At 75.6% G+C, this 24297-nt stretch carries 21 protein-coding genes; 9 read left to right on the top strand and 12 right to left on the bottom strand.

Features of this window, described 5'->3' with window-relative positions; translation table 11 throughout:
- Positions 1-4: 4 nt before the first annotated feature.
- Positions 5-1183: an ROK family transcriptional regulator gene (locus KPF22_RS16225; protein ID WP_100877827.1), complete on the bottom strand. Its 1179-nt coding sequence runs from the start codon at positions 1181-1183 to the stop codon at positions 5-7.
- A gap of 139 nt (positions 1184-1322) precedes the next feature.
- Here KPF22_RS16225 and edd point away from each other — a divergent pair, with 139 nt between their 5' ends.
- The 3 genes from edd (at position 1323) to nhaA (ending at position 5454) form a co-directional block, all read left to right on the top strand.
- Complete coding sequence (gene edd, locus KPF22_RS16220; RefSeq protein WP_224402561.1) at positions 1323-3164, top strand: phosphogluconate dehydratase; 1842 nt, start codon at positions 1323-1325, stop codon at positions 3162-3164.
- A 37-nt stretch (positions 3165-3201) separates the two neighbouring features.
- Complete coding sequence (eda, locus tag KPF22_RS16215) at positions 3202-3819, top strand: bifunctional 4-hydroxy-2-oxoglutarate aldolase/2-dehydro-3-deoxy-phosphogluconate aldolase (protein WP_224402560.1); 618 nt, start codon at positions 3202-3204, stop codon at positions 3817-3819.
- Positions 3820-4134: 315 nt separating this feature from the next.
- Positions 4135-5454: a Na+/H+ antiporter NhaA gene (nhaA, locus tag KPF22_RS16210; RefSeq protein ID WP_224402559.1), complete on the top strand. Its 1320-nt coding sequence runs from the start codon at positions 4135-4137 to the stop codon at positions 5452-5454.
- An 8-nt stretch (positions 5455-5462) separates the two neighbouring features.
- Here nhaA and KPF22_RS16205 read toward each other — a convergent pair whose 3' ends face one another.
- Together KPF22_RS16205 and KPF22_RS16200 are read right to left on the bottom strand one after the other, a co-directional pair.
- Positions 5463-5690, bottom strand: coding sequence for a hypothetical protein (locus KPF22_RS16205; protein ID WP_179759914.1), 228 nt, complete (start codon positions 5688-5690; stop codon positions 5463-5465).
- Positions 5687-5869 (bottom strand): hypothetical protein, encoded by a 183-nt coding sequence (locus tag KPF22_RS16200; RefSeq protein ID WP_062394822.1) that lies wholly within the window; start codon positions 5867-5869, stop codon positions 5687-5689. Before KPF22_RS16200 ends, KPF22_RS16205 begins: the two co-directional genes overlap by 4 nt.
- A 223-nt stretch (positions 5870-6092) precedes the next feature.
- Here KPF22_RS16200 and KPF22_RS16195 point away from each other — a divergent pair, with 223 nt between their 5' ends.
- The 4 genes from KPF22_RS16195 (at position 6093) to KPF22_RS16180 (ending at position 12506) form a co-directional block, all read left to right on the top strand.
- On the top strand, positions 6093-7319 hold the full coding sequence (locus tag KPF22_RS16195; protein WP_208824082.1) for a DNA repair exonuclease: 1227 nt from the start codon (positions 6093-6095) through the stop codon (positions 7317-7319).
- Positions 7316-10867, top strand: a complete 3552-nt coding sequence (locus KPF22_RS32710) for an AAA family ATPase (protein WP_308010410.1) — start codon at positions 7316-7318, stop codon at positions 10865-10867. Before KPF22_RS16195 ends, KPF22_RS32710 begins: the two co-directional genes overlap by 4 nt.
- 27 nt (positions 10868-10894) lie before the next feature.
- The gene (locus KPF22_RS16185) at positions 10895-11827 is read left to right on the top strand and encodes an aldose 1-epimerase family protein (protein WP_073574956.1); all 933 of its coding nucleotides are present in this window, start codon (positions 10895-10897) and stop codon (positions 11825-11827) included.
- Positions 11828-11906: 79 nt separating this feature from the next.
- Positions 11907-12506: a malonic semialdehyde reductase gene (locus KPF22_RS16180; RefSeq protein WP_224402558.1), complete on the top strand. Its 600-nt coding sequence runs from the start codon at positions 11907-11909 to the stop codon at positions 12504-12506.
- Positions 12507-12567: 61 nt separating this feature from the next.
- Here the strand turns inward: KPF22_RS16180 and KPF22_RS16175 are convergent, their stop codons facing one another.
- Genes KPF22_RS16175 through KPF22_RS16135 form a run of 9 tightly spaced genes read right to left on the bottom strand, consistent with a single transcriptional unit; the run spans position 12568 to position 21977 of the window.
- Complete coding sequence (locus KPF22_RS16175) at positions 12568-13689, bottom strand: serine hydrolase domain-containing protein (RefSeq protein WP_224402557.1); 1122 nt, start codon at positions 13687-13689, stop codon at positions 12568-12570.
- Positions 13686-15281, bottom strand: a complete 1596-nt coding sequence (locus KPF22_RS16170) for an ABC transporter ATP-binding protein (RefSeq protein WP_224402556.1) — start codon at positions 15279-15281, stop codon at positions 13686-13688. Before KPF22_RS16170 ends, KPF22_RS16175 begins: the two co-directional genes overlap by 4 nt.
- Complete coding sequence (locus KPF22_RS16165; RefSeq protein WP_224402555.1) at positions 15278-16159, bottom strand: ABC transporter permease; 882 nt, start codon at positions 16157-16159, stop codon at positions 15278-15280. Before KPF22_RS16165 ends, KPF22_RS16170 begins: the two co-directional genes overlap by 4 nt.
- Positions 16156-17115 carry an ABC transporter permease gene (locus KPF22_RS16160; RefSeq protein ID WP_208824090.1) on the bottom strand — a complete coding sequence of 320 codons (960 nt, stop codon included), beginning with the start codon at positions 17113-17115 and terminating at the stop codon, positions 16156-16158. The genes KPF22_RS16165 and KPF22_RS16160 overlap by 4 nt, the downstream gene beginning before the upstream one ends.
- Before the next feature lie 5 nt (positions 17116-17120).
- Entirely contained in the window at positions 17121-18677 is a 1557-nt protein-coding gene (locus tag KPF22_RS16155; protein WP_208824071.1) for an ABC transporter substrate-binding protein, read from the bottom strand.
- A gap of 56 nt (positions 18678-18733) precedes the next feature.
- On the bottom strand, positions 18734-19207 hold the full coding sequence (locus tag KPF22_RS16150; protein WP_224402554.1) for a thioesterase family protein: 474 nt from the start codon (positions 19205-19207) through the stop codon (positions 18734-18736).
- Positions 19200-20177, bottom strand: a complete 978-nt coding sequence (locus KPF22_RS16145; RefSeq protein WP_224402553.1) for a 3-hydroxyacyl-CoA dehydrogenase NAD-binding domain-containing protein — start codon at positions 20175-20177, stop codon at positions 19200-19202. Before KPF22_RS16145 ends, KPF22_RS16150 begins: the two co-directional genes overlap by 8 nt.
- Complete coding sequence (locus KPF22_RS16140) at positions 20170-21063, bottom strand: 3-keto-5-aminohexanoate cleavage protein (protein WP_224402552.1); 894 nt, start codon at positions 21061-21063, stop codon at positions 20170-20172. Before KPF22_RS16140 ends, KPF22_RS16145 begins: the two co-directional genes overlap by 8 nt.
- The gene (locus KPF22_RS16135) at positions 21060-21977 is read right to left on the bottom strand and encodes a TetR/AcrR family transcriptional regulator (RefSeq protein WP_224402551.1); all 918 of its coding nucleotides are present in this window, start codon (positions 21975-21977) and stop codon (positions 21060-21062) included. Before KPF22_RS16135 ends, KPF22_RS16140 begins: the two co-directional genes overlap by 4 nt.
- Before the next feature lie 209 nt (positions 21978-22186).
- Between KPF22_RS16135 and KPF22_RS16130 the strand changes: the two genes are divergently transcribed.
- Complete coding sequence (locus KPF22_RS16130) at positions 22187-23668, top strand: mannitol dehydrogenase family protein (protein WP_224402550.1); 1482 nt, start codon at positions 22187-22189, stop codon at positions 23666-23668.
- A gap of 80 nt (positions 23669-23748) precedes the next feature.
- Positions 23749-24294 (top strand): dihydrofolate reductase family protein, encoded by a 546-nt coding sequence (locus KPF22_RS16125; RefSeq protein ID WP_062402989.1) that lies wholly within the window; start codon positions 23749-23751, stop codon positions 24292-24294.
- The last annotated feature ends 3 nt before the right edge of the window (positions 24295-24297 follow it).

Below are 24297 nucleotides of genomic sequence, written 5' to 3'. Positions count from 1 at the left end.
CGGCTCAGGCCGACAGGGCGGTGTCGACGGAGCCGGGGGAGAGCACCTCGTCGAGCACCAGGATCGCGCAGCCCATCACGCCCGACCGCCCGCTGAGCAGGCCCGGCTCGATGCGCAGGTTCTGGGTGGCCGCGGCCATCGAGCGCCGGTAGATCGCCTCCCGCACGCCCGCGACGAGCGGGTCGAACGCCCCGACCAGGTCCCCGCCGATCGCGACCAGCGCGGGGTTGACCAGGTTCACCGCGGCGGCGAGGACCTCGCCGAGCCGGCGCCCGGCGATGCGTACCAGCCGCACCGCGTCCGGGTCGCCCTGCTTGACCAGGGCGACGACGTCGGCGATCGCGGTGACCGGCTGCCCGCACTCGGCGAGGTCGCGCACCAGGGCGCGGCCCGAGGCCAGCACCTCCAGGCAGTCGATGTTGCCGCAGCCGCAGCCGATGCCCGGCCCGTCGTGGACCGGGGTGTGCCCGATCTCGCCGGCCGCGCCCCAGGCTCCGCGCTGCAGCACCCCGCCGCAGACGAGCCCGGCGCCGACCCCGGAACCGATCTTGACCATCAGCAGGTCGTCGACGTCGGGGTGGGCGTCGTGCTCGGCCAGGGCCATGACGTTCACGTCGTTGTCGACCAGCACCGGGGCGGGGAAGCGGGCGGTGAGCAGCGGCGGCAGCGCGATCCGCTCCCAGCCGGGCAGCGCGGGGACACCCACCGACCAGCCGCGCGCGCCGTCGACGGTGCCGGGGATCGACAGCCCGATGCCGCGGATCGTGGCGTCGTCGACCCCGGCGGTGAGCAGCAGCTTCTCCAGCCGGATGACCGCCTCGGAGAGCAGGTGCTCCGGCCCGGCGGAGGCGGGGATGTCCACGACCTCCTCGGCCAGCACGGCCCCGGACAGGTCGCACACGGCGGCCTTGGACCGGCTGACGCCGACCGACAGCGCCAGCACGGTGCCGCCCGCGGCGTTGAACTCCAGGCGCGCGGCGGGCCGACCGCCGGTCGCGGCGGCGCCGACCACCTCGGTGACCAGGCCGTCGGCGAGCAGCCGGTCGACGCGCGCGGCGACCGCGGTCCGGGACAGGCCGGTCTCGCGACCGATCTCGGTCCGGGTCCCGGCCACGCCGTCCCGGACCAGCCGGAAGATCTCGCCCGCCGTGGCGGGCGCGCTGGTCGGGGTGCGTCCTCGCATTCGTCCAGTGAACCACAGGGCTTCGACCTGGCGAAACGCTGATCGGGTCTCACTAACGTCTTGTGAGTACATAAGTCAGTCGGTAGAGTGCTTATCGAACGGTTCGCCACGCACCCCACCACCTGGAGATCGACGTACCGTGACCGCCTCCGTGCCGCTGCACCCCGTCGTCGACGCCGTCACCCGGCGGGTCACCGCCCGCTCGGCCACCACCCGCGCCGCCTACCTCGAGCGCATCCGCGCGGCGGCCGCCGCGGGGCCCGCCGCCGGCCCCGGCCGCGCCGACCTCGGCTGCGCCAACCTCGCCCACGCGGTCGCCGCGTGCGGGCCGGACAAGCTGACCCTCACCGCGTCGCCCGCCCGCAACATCGGCATCGTCACCGCCTACAACGACATGCTCTCGGCCCACCAGCCGTTCGAGACCTACCCCGGGCGGATCAAGGCCGCGGCCCGTGCCGCGGGCGGGGTCGCCCAGGTCGCCGGCGGGGTCCCCGCCATGTGCGACGGCATCACCCAGGGCCGCGCCGGCATGGAGCTGTCGCTGTTCTCCCGCGACGTCATCGCCCTGTCCACCGCCGTCGCGCTGAGCCACGACATGTTCGACGCCGCGGTGCTGCTCGGGGTCTGCGACAAGATCGTCCCCGGGCTGGTGATGGGCGCGCTGTCCTTCGGGCACCTGCCGGTGCTGCTCGCACCCGCCGGTCCGATGACCTCGGGCCTGCCGAACAAGGAGAAGGCCCGCGTCCGGCAGGCGTTCGCCGCGGGCGAGGCCGACCGCGCCGAGCTGCTCGAGGCGGAGTCGGCCAGCTACCACGGCCCGGGGACCTGCACCTTCTTCGGCACCGCGAACTCCAACCAGCTACTGATGGAGGTCATGGGCCTGCACCTGCCGGGGTCGTCGTTCGTCAACCCCGGCACCGCGCTGCGCGACGCCCTGACCGACGAGGTCGCCCGCCGCGCGCTCGACGCCGCGGGTGACCCGGAGAAGGCGATGGGTGCGGTCGTCGACGAGAAGGCGGTGGTCAACGGGATCGTCGCGCTGCTGGCCACCGGCGGCTCCACCAACCACACGATGCACCTGGTCGCGATGGCCGCCGCCGCGGGCGTGCAGATCACCTGGGACGACTTCTCGGACCTGTCCACAGTCGTGCCGCTGCTGGCCCGGATCTACCCCAACGGCACGGCGGACGTGAACCACTTCCACGCCGCCGGCGGGATGCAGTTGCTCATCCGCGAGCTGCTCGACCACGGCCTGGCCCACGACGACGTCCGCACCGTCGACGGCCCCGGCCTGTCCCGCTACACCCGCGAGCCCTTCCTCGACGGGGACACCCTCGTGTGGCGTGAGGGCACCACGGAGAGCCTGGACAAGTCGGTGCTGCGCTCGGTCGCCGACCCGTTCTCCCCGGACGGCGGGCTGCGCGTGCTGCACGGCAACCTGGGCCGCTCGGTGGTCAAGACCTCCGCCGTCGAGCCCGACCACCGCGTCGTCGAGGCGCCGGCCGTGGTCTTCGACGACCAGGACGACCTGCTGGCCGCGTTCGCCGCGGGCGAGCTGGACGGGCGTGACCTGGTCGCCGTCGTCCGGTACCAGGGACCGCGCGCCAACGGCATGCCCGAGCTGCACAAGCTGACCCCCGCGCTGGGGCTGCTGCAGGACCGCGGGCACCAGGTCGCGATCGTCACCGACGGCCGCATGTCCGGCGCCTCGGGCAAGGTGCCCGCCGCGCTGCACGTCACCCCGGAGGCCGCGCAGGGCGGACCGCTGCGGAACGTGCGCGACGGCGACCTGGTACGCCTGGACACCCTGAACGGCACCCTGTCCCTGCTGGTCGACGCCGACGAGTTCGACGCCCGCGAGCCCGCCCGGCCCGCCGGCCCGTCCGGTCCGACGACGGGCACCGGACGTGAGCTGTTCGCGGCGTTCCGCGCCGCGGTCGGACCCGCCGACACCGGTGCGACCGTCGTCCTGCCCCACTGAGGGACCGGTTGAGAGACCGTCCCGTCCGAGAGGAACCATGAGCGAGAAGCTGCTGGAGCTGGCCCCCGTCGTCCCCGTCGTCGTGCTGCACGACGCCGCGACGGCCGTCCCGCTCGCCCGTGCCCTGGTGGACGGCGGGCTGCCGGTCATCGAGGTGACCCTGCGGACCCCGGCCGCGCTCGAGGCCGTCCGCCGGATCGCGGCCGAGGTGCCCGACGCGGTCGTCGGCACCGGGACCGTCCGTACCCCCGACGACGTCCGCGCCTCGGTCGACGCGGGCGCCCGCTTCCTGGTCAGCCCCGGTGCGACGCCGCGGCTGCTCGACGCGATGGAGGACTCCGGGCTGGACTTCCTCCCCGGCACCGCGACGATCTCGGAGATGATGGCCGTCGCCGAGCGCGGCCACACCGCCTGCAAGTTCTTCCCCGCCGAGGCCGCGGGCGGGCGCCCGTTCCTGGCGTCGGTCGCCGGGCCGCTGCCGGACCTGCGGTTCTGTCCGACCGGTGGGATCACCGTCGACTCGGCACCGGGCTACCTGGCCCTGCCCAACGTCTCCTGCGTCGGGGGCTCCTGGCTCACCCCGGCCGACGCCGTCGCCGCGGGCGACGTCGAGCGGATCCGCGGTCTCGCCGCGGCCGCCGCCGCGCTGGGCTGAGGGCGCGGGCCCACGAGCACGGCCCTGGCCGCCGCCACGGCCAGCAGGAGGTAGACCAGGATCAGCGCCCACCCGGCGATGTCGCTCATCGCGTCATCGTGCGCCCGCGGCGACACCGACGGGCCGGGTCCTGACGCGATCCTGACGCCCGGGGACGGCACGAGGGGGCCGCCCCCGGGCGTCCGGCGCGGGAGGTGGCGCGCGCCTCGAACGGGCTGACGCGGCGGCCCGGGACCGTTAAGGTCCCGTTCCGGTGTGCCGGGAAGTCTGGTCGGCGAGCGCTGCCCCCTGCCCTCCCGACCTCCCCGGAGCCCCGTGAACACCACCCCCGCCCCCCGCCGCCTGTTCTCCCGCGGTTCGTGGGCACAGGCCCGTCGCGTCGCCGACGTGCTGCGCACCGAGACCGTCGGCGGCGTCCTGCTCGTCATCGCGGCCGCGGCGGCGCTGCTGTTCGCCAACTCGCCCTGGCGCGACGCCTACACCGCGCTCGCCGGGTTCACCGTCGGCCCCGCCGCGCTGCATCTGGACCTGTCGCTCGCGACCTGGGCCGCCGACGGCCTGCTGGCGATCTTCTTCTTCGTCGTCGGGCTGGAGCTCAAACGCGAGTTCCTGGCCGGGGACCTGCGCGACCCGCGCACGGCGCTGCTGCCGGTCGCGGCGGCCGTCGGCGGCATGGCGGCGCCCGCACTGATCTATGTCGCGATCAACCTCGCGAACCCCGACGCGCTGGTCGGCTGGGCGATCCCGACCGCCACCGACATCGCGTTCGCGCTCGCGGTGCTCGCCGTCATCGGGACGCACCTGCCCACCGCGCTGCGGACCTTCCTGCTGACCCTCGCCGTCGTCGACGACCTGCTGGCCATCACGATCATCGCGGTCTTCTACACCGACCGGCTGTCGGTGCCCGCCCTGCTCGGCGCCCTCGTCCCGCTGGCGCTGTTCACCCTCGCGGTGCAGCGCGGGATCCGCTCCTGGTGGGTGCTGCTGCCGCTCGCCGCGATCACCTGGGTGCTCGTGCACGAGTCCGGGGTGCACGCCACCGTCGCCGGTGTACTGCTCGGCTTCGCGGTGCCGGTCCTGGGGCGCCGCCGGGTGCACGGGGTGTCGCTGTCGGAGCACTTCGAGCACCGCTGGCGCCCGTTGTCGGCCGGGTTCGCGGTGCCGGTGTTCGCGTTCTTCGCCGCCGGAGTCACGGTGGTCGGCGGCGACGGTGACGGCGGTGGGTTCGGCGCGGCCCTGGCCGACACCGTCACCCTCGGCATCGTCGCCGGCCTGGTGGCCGGCAAGACCGTGGGCGTGCTCGGCTCGACCTGGCTGGTGCAGCGGTTCACCCGGGCCGAGCTGTCCGACGACCTCTCCTGGTGGGACCTGCTCGGCCTCGCCCAGCTCGCCGGGATCGGTTTCACCGTGTCGTTGCTGGTCGGTGAGCTCGCGTTCGGGACCGGCACCCCGCAGGACGACCACGTCAAGATCGGGGTGCTGTGCGGCTCGCTGCTCGCGGCGCTGCTGGCGACGGTGGTCCTGCGCTCCCGCAACGCCCACTACCGGCGTCTGCAGGAGGTCGAGACGCGCGACGACGACGGTGACGGGGTGCCGGACGTCTACCAGGAGGGCGATCCCCGCCGGGACGGCTGAGCGCCGGGTCAGCGATGGTCGGCGCGGGCCGCGGCGTGCCGCACCGCGGCCGGCGAGAGACCGCGACGCCCGCGGTCCCAGTCACCGGTGTCCGGGCGCACACACGGCAGGGCGTGCACGAAGCTGCGGGCCGGTCCGCCGTCGGCCGCGGTCCCGCCGTGGGTGCGCATCCGCAACGGCTCGCGGGTCGGGTCGATCGGGTTGAGGCAGCGCTCGCACAGCGCGTCCCGGATCACGCGGCCCACCGCCCGGCCGGGACGACGGTGCCCGCGGGGACACACGCCGCGACGTGCACGACGGCCTCGCGCCAGGTCACCTCGCCTGCCGCGTCGGCCGACTCGATGTGGGACAACCGGTAGACGCGTTCGGTCGCGGCGTCGACGGGGGCGTAGCAGCGCTCGCAGAGCTGGATCATCGGGCTCGACCTCGCGGCTCTCTCTCGGGATCGGACGGCCAGGATCCACCCACCGGCCGTCGTCCGGACACCGGAACGTGACCGGCGCCGCTGTGTGGTCCGCCCCACCTGACCTGCGGCGTCGTCATCGGTGAGCGGGCGGGCGGTGTCGCGACGGGGAACGGTGGGGGCCCCGTCCTAGACTCGGCGGTTCCCCGTACCCGACCGCTCCGGGAGTTCCTCCGTGCGCTTCGTGCACGCCGCCGACCTGCACCTCGACAGCCCGCTGCGCGGCCTGTCGCGGCTCGGCGACTCCGGGCTCGCCACGACGCTGCGCGCGGCGACCCGGCGGGCCTGCGAGAACCTCGTCGACGCGGTCGTCGACTCCCGGGCCGAGGCGCTCGTGCTGCCCGGTGACGTCTACGACGGCGACTGGAAGGACTACGCGACCGGCGCGTTCTTCGTCCGGCAGCTCTCGCGGCTGCACGACGAGGGCATCCCGGTGTTCCTCATCAGCGGCAACCACGACGCCGAGTCCGAGATCACCCGGTCGCTGCGGCTGCCGCCCAACACCCACCGGCTCTCGGTGGACGCGCCCGAGACCGTCGTCGACGACGACCTCGGCCTCGCCGTGCACGGCCAGGGCTTCGCCCGCCGCGCGGTGCTGGAGAACCTCGTCCCCGCCTATCCCGACCGGATCCCCGGTCTGGTCAACGTCGGCATGCTGCACACCTCGGTGCAGGGCGACGACCGGCACGACACCTACGCCCCCTGCCGCCCCGAGGACCTGTCCGGCTGCGGCTACGAGTACTTCGCCCTCGGCCACGTGCACGAGCAGCGCGCCGTCTGCGACGGCCCGCACCCGGCCTGGTTCTCCGGGAACCTGCAGGGCCGCCACCCGCAGGAGCGCGGCGCGAAGGGCGCCCTGCTCGTCGACGCGGCGCCCGAGCGGTGGGCGACGGTCACCCCGCTGGTCCTCGACGTCGCCCGCTGGGAGCTCGTCGAGGTCGACATCACCGGGCTCGGCGGCGCGGACGAGGTCTACGAGGCCGTCGAGTCCGCGCTGCGCGAGCGGTGCGCCGCCGCCGCGCCGCGCACCGTCGTCGCCCAGGTGACGCTGCACGGGGCCGGGGCCGCCGCCGCGGACCTGACCTCGGCCGAGGGGGTCCGCACCGAGCTGGAGCTGCTCGCCGAGCGCTGCGGTGCGGTGCTGGAGAAGGTCCGCAACCGCACCCGCCCGCCCGCCGGGGCGCTCGCCGTCGACCCGGAGCTGACCGCCGCGGTGTCCGCCGCCGCGGCCGGTCTGGCCGCCGACCCGGGCCGCATCCGCGAGCTCGCCGCCCCGCTGGAACGCGAGGTCGGCCGCCGGCTGCGCGAGGCGGGCCTGCTGGACCTGCGCGACGACGAGCGCCTCGCCGCGCTGGCCCGCCAGGCCGAGCAGCAGCTGCTGGCCCGGATGGCCGGGTCGTGAGCACGACCGCCCGGCTGCGCACGCTGGTCCTGGAGCGCTACGGCGCCTACGAGGGCCGCGAGCTGACCCTCGGCGACGGTCTGACGATCGTGTCCGGACCTAACGAGGCCGGCAAGACCACCCTGCTCGACGCCCTGTCCGACCTGCTGTGGGGGATGCCCCGCCCGGTGCGCCACGCCTACGCCGTCGGCCCGTCGCGGCTGGCCGTCTCGGCCCGGGTCGCCGGTGCGGGTGCCGCGGGGGCCGAGACCGTGCTGCGCCGCACCACCCGCGGCCTGCACGACGACACCGGCGCCGTCGCCGACCCGCCCTGGGGCGAGTCCGGTGCCGACGCCCGGCGCCGCTGGCGGGAGGGGTTCGGGCTCGGCCACGAGGAGCTGCGCGAGGGCGGCCGGGCACTGTGCGCGGGGGAGGGGGACCTCGCCGAGCTGGTGTTCACCGCCCGCAGCGGCCGCGACGCCCGCGCCCTGATCGCCGCGCTGGACACCGAGGCCGACGCCCTGTTCAAGGACCACCGGGGCAACCGGTCGGTCGAGGTGCGCGCGGCGTTCGCGCGGTTCACCGAGACCGAGAAGGCCGTGGGGGAGCGGGTATCGCGGGCCGGTGAGGTGACGGCGCTGGCCGAGGAGATCGCCCGGCTGGAACGCCGCGCCGCGGAGCTGACCCGCACCCGTCGCGGGGCGGCGGGGGCGGCGGACCGGGCCCGGCAGGCCGTCCGCGGCCAGGAGCCGGCCCGGGAGCTGGCCGCGCTGCGCGCCGAACGCGCCGCACTGTGCGCGACCGGCGCCGCCCTCGACGCGGCCTCGCTGGACGAGTACACCCGCGCCACCGCCGCGCTGGCCGGGGCCGAGGCCGCCCGCGACGAGCACCGCGCCACGGCCGACGCGTTGCGGGCCCGCCGCGCCGAGCTCGACCTCGACGAGGACCTGCTCGCCGACGCCACCCGGGTCCGCGAGCTGGAGTCCGCCGCCCAGGCCCGCCGCGGCGACGCCGAGCGGGCGGCCCGGCTGCGCGCCGACGCCGCCGAGGCCCACCGCCGCGCGGAGACCGCGCTGGCCGGGCTGGTCGCCGAGGACGGGCGCAGCCCCGCCGACCGGCTCGCCGCCGTCCACCTGCCGGCCGACCGGGCCCGCGACCTCGACGAGCACGCCCGCCGCCTCACCGAGGCGATCGCCGAGCAGGCCCGTGCGGAGCGGCTGCACACCGACGCGCTCGCCGAGGTCCGCGAGGTGGCCGACGTCCCGGGCGGTCTCGACGCCGACCGGGTCGGCCGGGTCGCCGAGGTCCGCCGCGCGATCGAGGCCGAGGGGTCGGCCGCCGCGCTGTGCCGGGCCGCCGTCGCCGACGGCGACGCCGCCCGCAGCCGGCGCGCCGAGGCGCTCGTCGCGGCCGGGTACCGCGGCACCTCCGACGGCCCCGCCGTCGACGGTCGCGGTGTGCTGGCCCCGCCGCGCCGCGAGGTCCGGGAGCTGCGGGCCGCACTGCGCACCGCCGAGCAGGACCAGCGCGGCGCCGAGCGGGCCGCCGCGGACGCCGCGGACCGCGCGCACCGCGCCCGCGCCGCCCGCGACGGGGTGGCCGCCGACGGCCGCCCGGTCGGCGCGGACGCGCTCGCCGCGGCCCGCGCCGCCCGTGACGCCGCGCTGGAGCAGCTGCTCGCCGCGGGGCCGGGCGGCGCCGCCGCGGCCGCGGGCAGGCTGTCCGCCGCGCTCGCCGGGGCCGACCGGGTCGCCGACGACATGATCGCCTCCGCGGACCGGGTCGCCGAGCTGGCCCACCGCGACGCCGAGCTCGACACCGCCGACGCCGAGGCCGCCCGCACCGCGGCCGCCGCCGCCGCGGCCGGGGAGCGCACCGCCGCCGCGGCCGCTGCCTGGGCGACGCTGTGGCGGGCGCACGGCGTCGCCGTCCCGGACCCGGACGACGCCGACGCCGTCGTCGCCGCGCTGGCCGAGGCCGCCCGCGCCGAGGACGAGGCCGCCCGCGCCGACGAGCGCCTGGCCCGGCTGCGCGACCAGGCCGAGGTGCAGGAACGGGCGCTGGGCTCCGCACTCGCCGCGGCCGGGCGCCCACGCGACGGCGCCCCGCTGGACGTGCTGCTCGTCGCCGCCGCCGACCTCGCCACCGAGGCCGAGCACGCGCGCGACCGGCGGGTGCTGCTGGCCCGGCTGCGCAGCGAGGCCGAACGCGCCGGGGGAGCGGCCGACGCCGCCCGCCACGAACGGGAGCTGGCCACCCAGCGCTGGCGGTTCGCGCTGCGCGGCGCCGGTCTGCCCACCGACCTGGAGCCCGCGGGCTGGGACACCCGCCGCGACACCGTCGCCGACGCGCGCACCGCGGGAGCACTCGCCCGCCAGGACGACGAACAGGCCCGCCGCCTGGAGCGCGCCGTCGCCGCCCACGGCCGGGCGGTCGTCGCGCTGGTGGAACGGCACCTGGAGCCCGCACCGACCGGTACCGCGTCCGTGGACCGGCTCGGCGAGCTCGCCGACCGCGTCCGCGAGGTCACCAAGGCCGCGGTGTCGGCGGGCCACCTCGACGACGGCATCACCGCTGCCGAGGACGACGCCGCCCGCGCCGCCCGCAGCGCGGCCGCGGCCACCGCGGTGCTGGACCGGCTCGCCGTCGAGCTGGCGCTGACCGAGGCCCCGGAGCCGGGCGGGCTGGAGGCCGCGGCGCAGCGCGGCGCGCACGTCGCCGTGCTCGACACCCGCATCGCCGAGCAGGAGCGGCTGCTGGCCGCCGCGGCGCCCGACCTCGACGCGGACGAGCTCGTCGCCGCCGCCCCGGACACCGAGCCCGGTGCGCTGACCGAGGCGCTGGACCGGGCCGAGGCCCACGAGCGCGAGCTCGGGGCCGAGCAGGACGAGGTCCGTGAGCAGCTGGGCGGGCTGCGGGCCCGGCGCCGCGAGCTGGAGGAGGCCGAGGGGGCCGCCGAGCTGTACGCCCGCGCCCAGTCCGAGCTGGCCGGCGTCGCCGACGCCGCGGAGCGCTACCTGGTGCTGCACCTGCAGCGCGAGATCCTGCGTCGCGAGCTGGAGGCCTACGAGCGCAGCCACGCCTCCCCGCTGCTGGTCCGCGCCGGGGTGGTGCTCGAACGCCTCACCGGCGGCCGGTTCGTCGCGCTGCGGCCCCCGGCGGAGGCGGGCGGCGCCGGACGCAGCCTGGTCGCGGTGCGGGCCGACGGCGAGGAGCTCGCCCCGACCCGGCTCTCGGAGGGCACCGCCGACCAGGTGCACCTCGCGCTGCGGCTGGCCGGGATCGAGCAGCTGCAGGCCGACCGGGTCGCCGCCGGGCTGCCGACGGTGCCGGTCGTGTTCGACGACGTCCTCATGACCTTCGACGACGAGCGCGGCGCCGCCGCCGTCGCCGTGCTGGGGGAGCTGGCCGCCACCGCGCAGGTGCTGCTGTTCACCCACCACGAGCACGTCGTCGGGCTCGCCCGCGACGCGGGCGTCCGGTTCACCGTCGCCGAGCTGGGGCCGCCCGCCCCGGTCGAGGTCGTCGGCGACGCCGACGCCGCCCGCGCCACCCCGCTGGCCGGCTGAGCGGAGCGATCACGGAGACTCACCGACGTGGACGCGTGCGGTGAACGGTTCGTGATCGTCAGCGGCGACTCCCGGGCCGAGGTCGACGAGGTCGGGGCGGCGCTGGCCGGGTTCTCCCAGGGCGGCCGGGTCCGGGTCGAGCCGCACCCGCCCACGGCCCGCCCGCCGAAGGGCTCCGGCGCGGTGCTCGCGCCCTGGCCGAACCGGGTCCGCGGCGGCGCCTGGACCCACCGCGGGACCCGCAGGCAGCTCGCGTTGACCGAGCCGGACGCCGGCAACGCCATCCACGGCCTGCTGCGGCACGTGCCCTGGACCCCGGTGGAGCGGGCGGGGGACCGGATCACGCTGACCGCCGTCGCGCCGGTGCAGCCCGGCTGGCCGCAGCCGGTGCGGGTCACGGTGACCTACGCCGTCGGCCGCGACGGGCTCACCGTCACCACGGTCGTGGAGAACCTCGGGGACGCGCCCGTCCCGTTCGGCCTCGGCTTCCACCCGTACCTGCGGGTCGGTGACGTGCCGACCGACGAGCTGGAGCTGACCCTGTCCGCCCGGACCGAGCTGCCGCTGCGCGACCAGCTCCCGGACGGCCCGGCGCGGCCGCTGGACGGCGCGGTCTCCCGGACCCGGCTCGCCGGGCTGGTCCTGGACAGCGCGTTCGGCGGCTGCACCCCCGGCGACGGCCCGGACGGCGGTGCCGACGGCCGGGTCCGGCACCGCGTCGGGTCCCGGGACGGCGGCGGCACCGAGCTGTGGGCCGACGCGGCGTTCGGCTGGGTGCAGGTCTTCACCCCGTCGGACTTCCCGCGCCAGGGCCCGGACGGAGCGGTGACGCCGTCGCGGGCGATCGCGGTCGAGCCGATGACCTGCCCGCCGGACGCGCTGAACTCGGGCACCGACCTGATCGAGCTCGTCCCCGGCGAGTCGCAGGTCCTGCGCTGGGGTGTCCACGCCACCGGGTGATCCGGATCATCCCCGGAGCGGAATACCGGAGAGGTCGTTGAACGCTCTACCTTCTGTGACTGCCCAGACCGCTTCCCCGGTGCTCCTGCCCCACCTCGACGAGGCCGGCCGCGCCGCCCTGTTCACCGAGGCCCGCACCGCCAACACCTTCACCGACGAGCCCGTCACCGACGAGACGCTCCGCGCGGTGTGGGACCTGGCCCAGTGGCCGCCGACCGCGGCCAACACCCAGCCGCTGCGCGTGACCTTCGTCCGCAGCGACGAGGGGAAGCAGCGCCTGCTGCCGCTGCTCGCCGAGGGCAACCGGGCCAAGTCCGAGGCCGCCCCGGTCATCGCGATCCTGGCCGCGGACCTCGACTTCCACGAGCACTCGGACACCACGTTCCCGGTCAAGCCCGGCTTTCGCGAGGGCCTGGAGTCCCAGGGCCGTGCGGGCCGCGAGCCGATGGCGCGGTTCAACGCCTCGCTGCAGATCGGCTATGTCCTGCTCGCCGCCCGCGCGCACGGGCTCGCCACCGGCCCGATGGCCGGCTTCGACGCCGACGCCGTCACCGAGGAGTTCTTCCCCGGCGGCCGGCACCGAGCGCTGCTCGTGGTGAACCTGGGCCACCCCGGCCCGGACGCCTGGCACCCGCGGCTGCCCCGCCTCGACGCCGCGGACGTGCTCGACTTCGCCTGAGCGCGCCACGACCACACCGACGGGGGCGTCCGCACAGCGGGCGCCCCGTCGGCGTCGGAGCTCACCCGCAGGTCTGCAGCGCCGCCAGCAGGCTCGACGCCCGGTCGTCGACGTCCTCGGCGCGCATCTCGTTGGTGAGGAAGGAGAACCCGAGCCCCCGCTCGGGCCAGGCACCGTGCCGCCCGCCACCCGCGCCGGAGTGCCCGAACGCGACCGGCTCGGGTCCGTAGGTCCCGATCGGGTCGGCGAGCTCGAAGCCGAGGCCGAACCGCAGCGGCCGGTCGTTGACCGCGTCGGTCCCCTCGGACCAGGTCCGGGTGGCCCGGGCCAGCGCCGCGGCCGGTACCGGGGAGGCCCCCGGTGCCGGGCCCAACGGGCACAGCGCCGCGTAGAACCGGGCCATCGACGGGGCGCTCGCCAGGCCGGCCCCGGCCAGCCCGCCGGACCGGTGGTAGACGCCCGTGTTCGGCAGGTCCGGCTCCTCGAGCAGCATCCGGTACATCCGTTCGACGAGTCGTCGACGCCGCGGGTCGGTGAGGAACGTCGAGATCCGGTAGTCCGGGTCGCGCACGATCCGCGCCGGTCCCGGTGGGGCCGCACCCAGGAACACCCGGGCACCGGGGACCTGCGCGACCAGGTCGCGCACGACCGCACGGGGGTCCCGCCCGGTGACCCGCGCCAGCAGCTCCGCGGTCATCGCCCCGTAGGTCGTCGGGTGGTAGGCGACCGCCGTGCCCGGCTCCCACAGCGGCTCCTGCCGGGCGAGCACCGCGGCGCACGCCCGGTCGTCCCACCGGTCGTCCCCGACCGGCTCGGGGTCGGGGTACAGCAGCCCGACGGTGTGCGAGAGCACCTGGCCGACGGTCACGCGCTCCTTGCCGCCCGCAGCGAACTCCGGCCAGTACCGGGCCACCGGAGCGTCCGGCTCCAGCCGGTCGGACACCGCCGCGCAGGCGGCCGCGGTCAGACCCTTGGTGCCGGAGAACAGCACCGCGACCGTGTCCGCCTCCCAGGGCCGTCCGGTGGCGGGGTCGGCGAGCCCGCCGTGCAGCTCGACGAGCACCTCCCCGTCGCGGACCACCGAGAACGCGACGCCGGCGCGGCTCCCGGCGAGCACCGCGGCGAAGGCGTCCGCGACGGCGGAGTACCCGGGCGCGACGGTGCCCTTCATCCCTCCGCTCATCGGACCGCCGCCATCGACGGCGTGTGCGCCAGCAGCTCGCGGGTGTAGTCGTTCGCGGGGTTCGACAGGACCTCCTCGACGGTGCCCTGCTCGACGATCCGGCCGCCCTGCAGCACCGCGATCCGGTCGGCCACCTCGCGGGCCAGGGCGATGTTGTGGGTCACGAACACCATCGCCGTGCCCAGCTCGCGGCGGACCAGGGCGAGCAGGTCCAGGATCGCGGCCTGCACCGACACGTCCAGCGCCGAGGTGACCTCGTCGCAGACGAGCACGTCCGGTGCGGTGACCAGGGCCCGCGCGATGGCCGCACGCTGTCGCTCGCCGCCCGAGAGCGACCCCGGGTAGCGCGCCGCGAACGACTCGTCGAGTCGTACCTGGCGCAGCATGTCCAGGACCCGGGCCCGGCGGGTGCCGGCGTCGGCGTCGGTGAGGTGGCGCAGCGGCACCTCCAGCGACCCGGCCAGGGTCCGGCGCGGGTTCAGTGACGCGAACGGGCTCTGGAACACGTACTGCACGCTGCGCAGCTGGGCGTGGGACCGCGGGGTGGCCAGCTCCTCGCCCTTGAGCGTCAGCGTCCCCGCGTCCAGCGGCAGCAGCCCGGACAGCCCGCGGGCCAGCGTGGTCTTCCCCGAGCCGGACTCGCCGAGCAGCATCAGGCACTCGCCCGGCCACAGTTCCAGGTCCACCCCGTCGAGGACGGTGGTCGCGCCGTAGCGCTTCCCGGCGCCGGACACCCGCAGCACCGGCTCGCCGCCCGCGTCGCCGCTCGGGACCGGGGTCCGCTCCACACGCCGGTCCAGGTCGGGCACCGCGGCGATCAGGCCCCGCGTGTACGGGTGCTCGGGGGCGGTGAGCACCCGGGCCACCGGCCCGGTCTCGACGACCTCCCCGGACTGCATGACCGCGACCCGGTCGGCCAGCCCGGCGACGACGGCGAGGTCGTGGGTGATGTAGAGCGCCGCCGTCCCCGAGCGGGTCACCAGCTCCCGCACGGTGTCGAGGACGAGGTCCTGGGTGGTGACGTCGAGCCCGGTCGTCGGCTCGTCGAGCACGACGACGTCGGGCCGGTTCGCGAACGCGGCCGCGATCCCGACCCGCTGCTGCTGCCCGCCCGAGAGCTGGTGCGGGTAGCGGGCCAGGAACGCGTCGTCGTCGGGCAGGCCGACCTCGGCGAGGACCTCCCGGACCCGGCCGGTGACGTCGCCGTCCCAGGAGTGCGCCTCCAGTACCTCGGCGACCTGGGTGCCGACCCGCAGCAACGGGTTCAGCGACAGCGCCGGGTCCTGCGGCACGTAGCTGACCAGCCGGCCGCGGACCCCGCGCAGCGTGACCGGGTCGAGGGTGAGCAGGTCCTCGTGGGTCTCGGTGTGGCCGTGGAACGCCATGGTGCCGCCGGTGTGCGCGAGCCCGGTCCGGAAGTGGCCGAGCGCGGCCAGTGCCGCCGTCGTCTTCCCGGAGCCGGACTCGCCGACCAGCGCGAGGATCTCGCCCGGGGCGACCGCGTAGTCGACACCGTGCAGCACCTCCCGCCCGCCGGTGGTGGACACGCGCAGGCCCGTGCAGCCGATCGTGGGTGTCGCGGTGGCGGTCATGCGCCCTCCCCGGTGGTGTCGGCCGACTCCTTGGCGAGGGCGTCGGTGATCATGTTGGTGCCGACGGTGAGGACCGCGATGGCCAGCACCGGCAGCAGGACGCCCCAGGGGGCGACGATCAGCGCGATCCGGTTCTCGTTGATCTGCAGACCCCAGTCCGCGGCCGGCGGCTGCACGCCCAGACCGAGGAACGACAGCGAGGCGATGTAGCCGATCGAGTAGGTCAGCCGCAGGCCCAGCTCCACCATCAGCGGGCCGGTGATGTTCGGCAGGATCTCGGTGCCGAGGATCCGGCGGCGCGGGACGCCGTACATCCGGGCGGCCAGCACGTAGTCCTGCCCGGCGACCGACAGCGTGGCCTGCCGCGCGACCCGGGCCACCCGGGGGATGTGCGAGATCCCGATGACCAGCACCAGCAGCCAGCCGGATGAGCCGAGCACGGCCACCGCGAGCAGCGCCAGCACCAGCTGCGGGAACGACAGCAGCACGTCGCCGCCCCGCATGATCAGGGTGTCGAGCCGGCCGCCGGAGTACCCGGCGAGCATGCCGGCGACCGCACCGCCGACCAGGCCCAGCGCGGTCGCGGCGAGCGCGTAGAGCAGGACCGGCCCACCACCCGCGAGGAAGCGGGCGACCACGTCGCGCCCGAGGTCGTCGGTGCCGAGGACACCGTCCGAGCTGAACGGGCGGCCGGCGAAGTCGTCGACGCCGAAGCCGGTCAGCAGAGGGCCGAGCGTCGGCCCGAGCAGGGCGACGGCGACGACGACCAGGGTCAGCGCTGCGCCGATCCGGGCCTGGCGGCGCCGGAAGGTGCGCCGGACGAGTCCGGCCGGTGCGGACGCGGCGCCGGAGGTGACGGGGGGACTGGTGACGCTCATCGGGTACCTCCGGCGGTACGGATCCGCGGGTCGGCCAGGATCCCGGCGACGTCGGCGGCCAGGTTGACCACGACGTAGAACGCGGCGATCAGCATCGAGATCGCCTGGACGACCTGCACGTCGCGGTTGTTGACGGCGTCGATCAGCGCCTGCCCGATGCCGGGGTAGCGGAAGAGGAACTCGACCACCACGACGCCGCCGGCCAGCCACGCCAGCTGCAGCGCCAGCACCTGGGCGACCGGCCCGACGGTGTGCGGCACGGCGTGGCGCAGCAGCACCGTGCGTTCGGGGAGGCCCTTGAGCCGGGCCATCTCCACGAACCCGGTCTCGAAGGTCTCCGACAGCGTCGCCCGGGTCATCCGGACGACGTAGGGGATCACGACCAGGGCCAGGGTCAGCACCGGCAGCACGAGCTGCTCGGGGCGGCTCCACACCGGCTCGCCCGGCCGGGCGATCGTGACCGACGGCAGGACCTGCAGCACCGAGGTCGCGAACAGCACCACCAGCAGCACACCGATGACGAACTCGGGCAGGGCGGCCAGTACCAGGCTGCTGCCCGACAGCGCGGAGTCGGTGCGGGTGCCGCGGCGGACCGCGGCCCAGGCGCCCAGCGCCAGCGCGACCGGGGTGGCGACGACCGCGGTGAGCACGAGCAGCACCCCGGACGCCGCGATCCGGCCGCCGAGCAGCTCGGTGACCGGTCCCTGGGTGGCCGCGGAGTAGCCGAGGTCGCCGGTGAGGACGCCGCCCAGCCAGCCGAGGTAGCGCTCCCAGACCGGCCGGTCCAGGCCCAGCTGCTGGGTCAGCGCCGCGACCCGTTCCGGGGTGGCCTGCTGACCGAGGATGGCGCGCGCCGGGTCGCCGGGCAGCAGCAGCGTCGCCGCGAAGACCAGCAGCGACACCACGAACAGGACCAGGACGCTCACCAGCAGCCGCCGGAGGATCATTCTCGTCACGAGGCTCATGCGCCGACCCATGCCTTCCGGAACTCGTAGCCGGACAGCGACAGGCCGGTGCGGCTGGGCGTGAGCCCGCCGACGTAGCTCTGGTGGGCGTCCACCCGGTTCGGGAATCCCCAGATGAGGTAGCCGCCGCGGTCGTACTCGATGCGCTGGGCCTGGCGGACCAGCTCGCCGCGCCGGGCCGTGTCCACCTCGGCGCGGGCCCGGCGGACGATCCGGATGTACTCGGCGTCGTCCCAGTGCGTCTCGTTGAACGGCGAGTCCGGCAGCGACGACGACCCGGCCTGCGGCAGGTAGTTGCGGGTGTTCCAGAAGCTCTGCGCGAACTCCCACTGCAGGTACTGGTCGGAGAAGAAGGTGGAGGTGTCCACCCGGCGCAGCCCGATGTCGATGCCCGCCGCGCGGGCCTGGGTGACCAGCACCTGCGCCGACTCCACCGAGCCCGCCTGGATCGGCGAGGTCACCAGCTCCAGCGACAGGTTCGGCTTCCCGGCCGCCGCGAGCAGGTCGCGGGCCCGTTCCACGTCCCGGTCGCGGCGCGGGTCGAGGTAGTCCGGGTCGAACCGGCCGTACAGGTCGCCCGCGGGAGCCCCCTGGCCGGACAGCACCTGGCTGAGCATCTCGCCGCGGCCGGTGGCCAGGCGCAGCGCCTGACGCACCCGGACGTCGTCGAACGGTTCGACGTCGACCCGCATCGTGAACGGCAGCCAGCTGCCGGTCTCGGCGGTGAGCAGGGAGATCGAGTCGTAGGCGCCGACGACCTCGGTGAGCGACAGCGGGACCTGGTCGATGGCGTCGACCTGGCCCGACAGCAACGCGTTGATCCGGGCGTCCTCCTCGCTGAAGTTGATCAGCTCGAGGCGGTCGACCCAGGGCTGGTCGGGACGCCAGTAGCCGTCGTGTCGCACGAACACGCTCTGCTGGCCGGGGGAGAAGGACTGGTACCGGAACGCCCCGGTGCCGACGGGACGGTCGAGCGAGAAGTCGGCCGGGACGATCCCGACGCTGTACTCGGCCAGGTACTGGTCGAACACCGGCCCGGGCTCGGAGAGCAGGAACCGGACCCGGTCGTCACCGGCGACGACGACGTCGTCGAGGGTCTCCAGCTGGGCGGCACCGGACTTGGGGTCGGCCGGGTCGGTGATCCGCCGGAAGGTCGCGACGACGTCGTCGGGGGTCACCGGACGCCCGTCGTGGAAGGTGATACCGGGCCGGATGACCGCGGTCCAGCTGCGGGCGCCGGGGTCGGGCCGGACCGACGCGGCGACGGCCGGCTGGAGCGTGTAGTCGTCGTCCCACCGCAGCAGCGGCTCGTAGAGGCTGACGACGCGGGCGATGTCCGGGTTGGTGGCGGGGCTGTGCGGGTCGAGGGTGTCCGACGACCCGCCGCCGGTCACCCCCACCCGCAGGACGCCGCCGCGACGGGGGGCGCCGGCCTCGCGGGCCGCCGCCGGTCCGCCGCAGCCGGCCAGCACGGCGGCCGCGGCCAGACCGGCCGCCCCGCCCAGCAGGCGGCGGCGGGAGAACCCGCCGCGCGCCACTGTCGGGCTGATCATGAACGTGTCTCCTCGCAGAGGGCCCCGGTCGTGCCGGGGCCGCGGTCTCGGTCACGTCACGTCGAGGGGCGGTGCACCTCCCCCCGGCCGACGGCCGCGATCGACCGGCCCGCGTGCTCCGGCTCGCCGGGTGTGACGAGCGCGTCGAGGGCGGCGGCGACGCCGGTGGGGAACGCCTCGGCCCCGTCCGGGCCGACGTGCAGGCACATCAGCTCCTCGGTCGCCCGCAGGCGGCCGTCGACGTACAGCTCGTGCCACAGGCGCAGCCGCTTCGCGTCCTGGCCGAGGACCCGGGTCCGCACCTCCAGCGCCGCGTCCGGGCCGATCTCGCGCAGATAGCGGACGTGTGCCTCGACGGTGTAGAGCGAGCGGCCGGTGGCCGCGCGGTAGCCGGGGTCCATCCCGGCCCGGTCCATCAGCGCGGTCGTCGCGTCGCCGAACACCAGCACGTAGTACGGCTCGGACAGGTGCCCGTTGTAGTCGATCCACTCGGGACGGACGGTGGCGGAGTACCGCAGCGGCTCATCCACCGGTGCCCCCGGCGGCGCGGGCCGCGGCGACCGCACGCCGGACGGCGATGACGGCCCGGTCGCGCTCGGCGACCAGCTCCGCCATCGGCCGCCCACCGGCGGAGACCTCGGCGCCGGCGACCATGTCGTCGCGCAGCTCCCGGGTCAGCTCCGGGGCCTCCAGACGCGTCCACGGTGCCTTCAGCGACGGTCCGAAGTGGTCCAGCATGTGCGCCATCCCGCCCTGGCCACCGGCCAGGTGGAAGGTCAGGCAGGGACCGTGCACCGGCCAGCGCAGCCCCGGGCCGTCGGTGATCGAGCGGTCGATCTCCTCCGGGGTGGCCTCGCCCGCGGCGACCATGTGCAGCGCCTCGCGCCAGATCGCCTCCTGCAGCCGGTTCGCGATGAAGCCGGGCAGCTCCCGCTCCATCTCGATCACCGACTTGCCGATGTGCCGGTAGAAGTCCGCGGCCCGTGACGCCGCCCAGGCCTCGGTCTTCTCGCCGCCGACGACCTCGACCAGCGGGATCAGGTACGGCGGGTTGAACGGGTGCCCGACGACGAGCCGGCCCGGCTCGGCCGCGGTGGTCGCCATGTCGGTCATCGGGAACCCCGAGGTCGACGACGCCACCACCACGTCCGGCCCGGCCGCGACCGCGGCGTCGGCCAGCTCGGCCAGCAGGGCGCGCTTGAGCTCCAGGTCCTCCGGGGCGCTCTCCTGCACGAAGTCCGCTCCCGCGACGGCCTCGGCCGCGGTCGGGTGCACCGTCAGCGCGTCCCGGTCGGCGCCCTCGGTCAGGCCCAGCTCGGTGAGCGCGGGCCAGGCGGCGTCGACCACCCGGCGCAGCTTCTCCCCGGCGTCCGGGGCGGGGTCCCAGGCCCGGACCCGCAGCCCGCGGGCCAGGAAGTACGCCGCCCAGCCGGCGCCGATCACCCCGGCGCCGATGCAGGCGACGGTCCGGATCTCCGTGACGGGACGCGGCTCAGGCACCGGTGCGCTCCTTCAGGCCGAGGATCTCGCGGGCGCGGTCCGGCGTCGCCACCGAGGCGCCGAGGTTCTGCACGATCTCCACCGCCCGCTCGGTCAGCTGCTCGTTGGTCGCCTTCACCCCGCGCGAGAGGTAGAGGTTGTCCTCCAGCCCGACGCGGGCGTGCCCGCCGGCCAGCACCGACTGGGCCACCCACGGCAGCTGGTCGCGCCCGATCGCGAACGAGGCGAAGTTCGCGCCCTCGGGGAGCAGGTTCACCTCCGCGGCCAGCACGCCCGGGTCGGCCGGGGCGCCGTAGGGGATGCCCATGCACAGCTGGAACAGCGACGGGGCGTCGATGAGGCCCTCGTCGACCAGTACGGTGGCGAACCACAGCTGGCCGGTGTCGAAGATCTCCAGCTCGGGCTTCACACCGAGCTCCTGGACCCGCTTGGCGCCGGTGCGCAGCATGTCCGGGGTGGAGACGTAGAGCTGGTTGCCCTCGCCGAAGTTGAGCGAGCCGCAGTCCAGCGTGCAGATGTCGGGCAGCAGCTCCTCGACGTGCGGGAGCCGCTCCAGGGCGTTGACCAGGTCGGTGCCGTCGATCGGCTTCAGCGGGTCCTCGGCGTCGATCACCAGGTCGCCGCCCATGCCCGCGGTCAGGTTGAGCACGACGTCGACGCCCGAGTCCCGGATCAGGGTCACGGTCTCGCGGTAGAGCTCCACCGCCCGCGACGGGCTGCCGGTCTCCGGGTCGCGCACGTGGATGTGCACCACGGCGGCGCCGGCCCGGGCCGCGGCGATCGCGTCCGCGGCGATCCGGGCCGGGGTGACGGGCACGTGCGGGCTGCGGCCCACCGTGTCCCCGGCCCCGGTCACCGCGCAGGTGATGATGACGTCACGGTTCATCCGTTCTCCGTTCGCTCCGTGCGTGCCGGTGCCGCGAGGACGGCCCGGTCGATGAAGGCGGCGAGGTCCGCGCGCATCTGCGCGACGGAGGTGCCGGGGGTACGCGCCATGACCTGGATGCCCAGGCCGTCGACCAGCGCGGTGAGCCGGCGGGCGGCGTCACCGGCGTCGGGGACGAAGACCCCGGTGGCGGCGCCCTCGGCGAGGGTCATGGCGACGGTGCGGAACCAGCGGTCGTAGGCGTCCCAGTACAGCTCGCGCCGGGCCGGGTCGATCGCCGACTCCGCCCACACCTGGATCCAGATCGACCACTCGCGCTCCAGCAGCGCGCCGTCGGGGAGCTGGAGGTCGATCAGCCGCAGCAGCCGGTCGTGCGGATCGGCGATCGTGTCGAGCTCGGCGACCTGGCGGTCGAAGGCGAGGCGCACGTTGTGCCGCAGCGCGGAGTCGAGCAGCTCCGAGCGGGTGGGGAAGTGGTAGTGGATCGCCGCCGGGCTGGTGCCCGCCGCCCGCGCGACGTCGGCGGTGCGGACCCGGTGGTAACCGTGGTCGGCGATCAGTTCCCACGCCGCGTCGAGGATCCGGCCGCGGGTGCCGTGGGTCCCGCCGGGCTCGCGGCCGGGGTCGGGCTCGGCGGCCGCGGCGGCGGCCCCGGTGGGGACCGCGGTCCGGGCGCGCGCTCCGTCGCGGCCGTGCAGCAGCCGGGCCACGGTCTCGCCGGTGACGTCGGCGATGCGGACGAGCTCGTCGGCGGCGAAGCGGCGGCGCCCGGCGAGCGACTTCGACAGCTTGGTCTCCTCCAGCCCGACCGCGGCCGCGAACCGGCGCTGGGTCCAGCCGTCGCGCTCCAGCAGGGCGCGCACCCGCCCGGCCACCGCGTCGTCGGCGGCCCGGGGGGCACGGGGGTCGGTCACCGGGCGACCGTAGGCCGTGACTTGCGATGAGCGCAAGCGATCCTTCCGAGTTGACGCAGCGCACGAGGCTGCAGCAGTGGCCGGGCTGGTGCTGCGTTCAGTTCGCGGCAACCGCTCGCGGAAGCGCTTGCGTCGGACACCGTGGGCGGTAGGGTCGGCCTCTCACCCGACGGCGCCGTGGGGCGCCGGGGGACGTGGCGAGGGGGACCATGCGTTCGCTGGACGAGACCGGGATCTGGACCGACGGGATCGAGGGCGTGGAGGTCCCCGGCTACGACCGGGGCGCCGTGGGCCGCGGGATCGTCCACATCGGCGTCGGCGGTTTCCACCGCGCGCACCTCGCGATGTACGTCGACGCGCTGCTCGCGTCCGGCGGGGCGCCGGAGTGGGGGATCTGCGGGGTCGGGGTGCTCGCCGCCGACGACCGGATGCGCGACGTGCTCGCGTCCCAGGACGGGCTGTACACGCTCGTGCTGAAGGAGGCCGACGGGACGCTGACGCCCCGGGTCGTCGGGTCGCTCGTCGACTACCTCTACGCCCCCGACGACCCCGAGGCCGCCATCGAGCGGATCGCGCACCCCGACACCCGGATCGTCTCGCTGACGATCACCGAGGGCGGCTACGCGATCGACCAGAAGACCGGCGAGTTCGACCCGGACTTCCCCGGCATCCGCGCCGACCTCGACGCGATGGCCGCCGGCTCCGCCCCGACCGGGGCGTTCGGGCTGGTCGTCGAGGCGCTGGCGCGCCGCCGGGAGCGCGGCACCGGCCCGCTCACGGTCATGAGCTGCGACAACATGCAGGGCAACGGCGACGTCGCCCGCCGGGTGTTCACCGGCGTCGCCCAGCTCCGCGACGCCGACCTGGGCGCCTGGGTCGCGGAGTCGATCACCTTCCCGAACTCGATGGTCGACCGGATCACCCCGGCCACCGCCGACACCGACCGCGAGGCCCTCGCGGAGCGGTTCGGGCTACGTGACGGCTGGCCGGTCGTGTGCGAACCGTTCACCCAGTGGGTGCTCGAGGACCACTTCGCCGCGGGCCGCCCGGAGTTCGAGCGGGTCGGGGTCCAGGTCGTCGACGACGTCGTCCCCTACGAGTTCATGAAGCTGCGCCTGCTCAACGCCACCCACCAGGCGCTGGGCTACCTCGGGTACCTCGCCGGGCACCGCTACGTGCACGAGGTCGCCCAGGACCCGACGTTCGCGGCGTTCCTGCGCGGCTACATGGACGACGAGGCCACGCCGACGCTGCGCCCGGTGCCCGGCATCGACCTCGACGCCTACAAGGACACCCTGCTGGAACGGTTCGCGAACCCGGGCGTCGCCGACACCCTGATGCGGATCAACTACGGCAGCTCCGACCGGATCTCGATCTTCCTGCTGCCGGTGGTGCGGGAGCAGCTCGCCGCCGGCGGGCCGGTCGAGCGGGCCGCGGCCGTCGTCGCCGGGTGGTGCCGCTATGCCGAGGGCGCCGACGAGCAGGGGCGCGAGATCACCCAGCAGGACCGCCTGGCGGAGGAGATGACCGCGCTCGCGCGTGCCGAGCGGGACACCCCGGGGTCGTTCCTGTCCCACCGCGGGGTGTTCGGCGACCTCGGCTCCGACGAGCGGTTCGCCGGTGCGTTCCGCTCGGCGCTGGAGTCGCTGTGGTCCCGCGGCGCCGCGGCGACCGTCGCCGACCTCGCGTGACCGGCAGGGGGAACCGATGAGTTCCCCACGCGTCTGCGGTCGTAGCCGACGACCCCTCGCCTCGACCCCGGGAGACCACAGTGGGCACGATCGACGTGCACGAGTTCATCAGCCTCGACGGGGTCGTCTCCGACCCGTCCTGGACCGCGGAGTACGGCTTCACCGACGCGATGGGGGAGGCCATCGGCCGGCTGACCGACGCGGCGATCCTGCTCGGCCGGAACACCTACGAGATGTTCCACCCGGCCTGGTCGGCCCGCGGGCACGACGTCGAGTCCGGGGGCGCGTTCTTCAACGGCGCGCCCAAGCACGTCGTCACCTCCACCCTGGCCGACCCGCTGGAGTGGGAGAACTCGCGGGTGCTCGGCCCGTACGACCCGGCGCGGATCCGGCAGCTCAAGGACGCGACCGACGGCGGCATCTACGTCTCCGGCAGCGTCACCCTGGTCCGTGCGCTGCTCGCCGACGGCCTGGTGGACACGCTCAACCTGTTCGTCTACCCGGTGTCGCTCGGGGCCGGGCTGCGACTGTTCGCCGAGGGCGCGCGGGTGCCGTTGCGGCTGCGCGAGTCCGAGGCCTACGAGAACGGCGTGGTCCGGCTGACCTACGGTCCGCCGCTCACCTGAGTC

Origin of the sequence: Pseudonocardia sp. ICBG1034 (assembly GCF_020131375.1) — a bacterium.
In the GTDB taxonomy this organism is placed as follows: domain Bacteria; phylum Actinomycetota; class Actinomycetes; order Mycobacteriales; family Pseudonocardiaceae; genus Pseudonocardia; species Pseudonocardia alni.
This window is presented reverse-complemented; position numbering and strand designations above follow the sequence as displayed.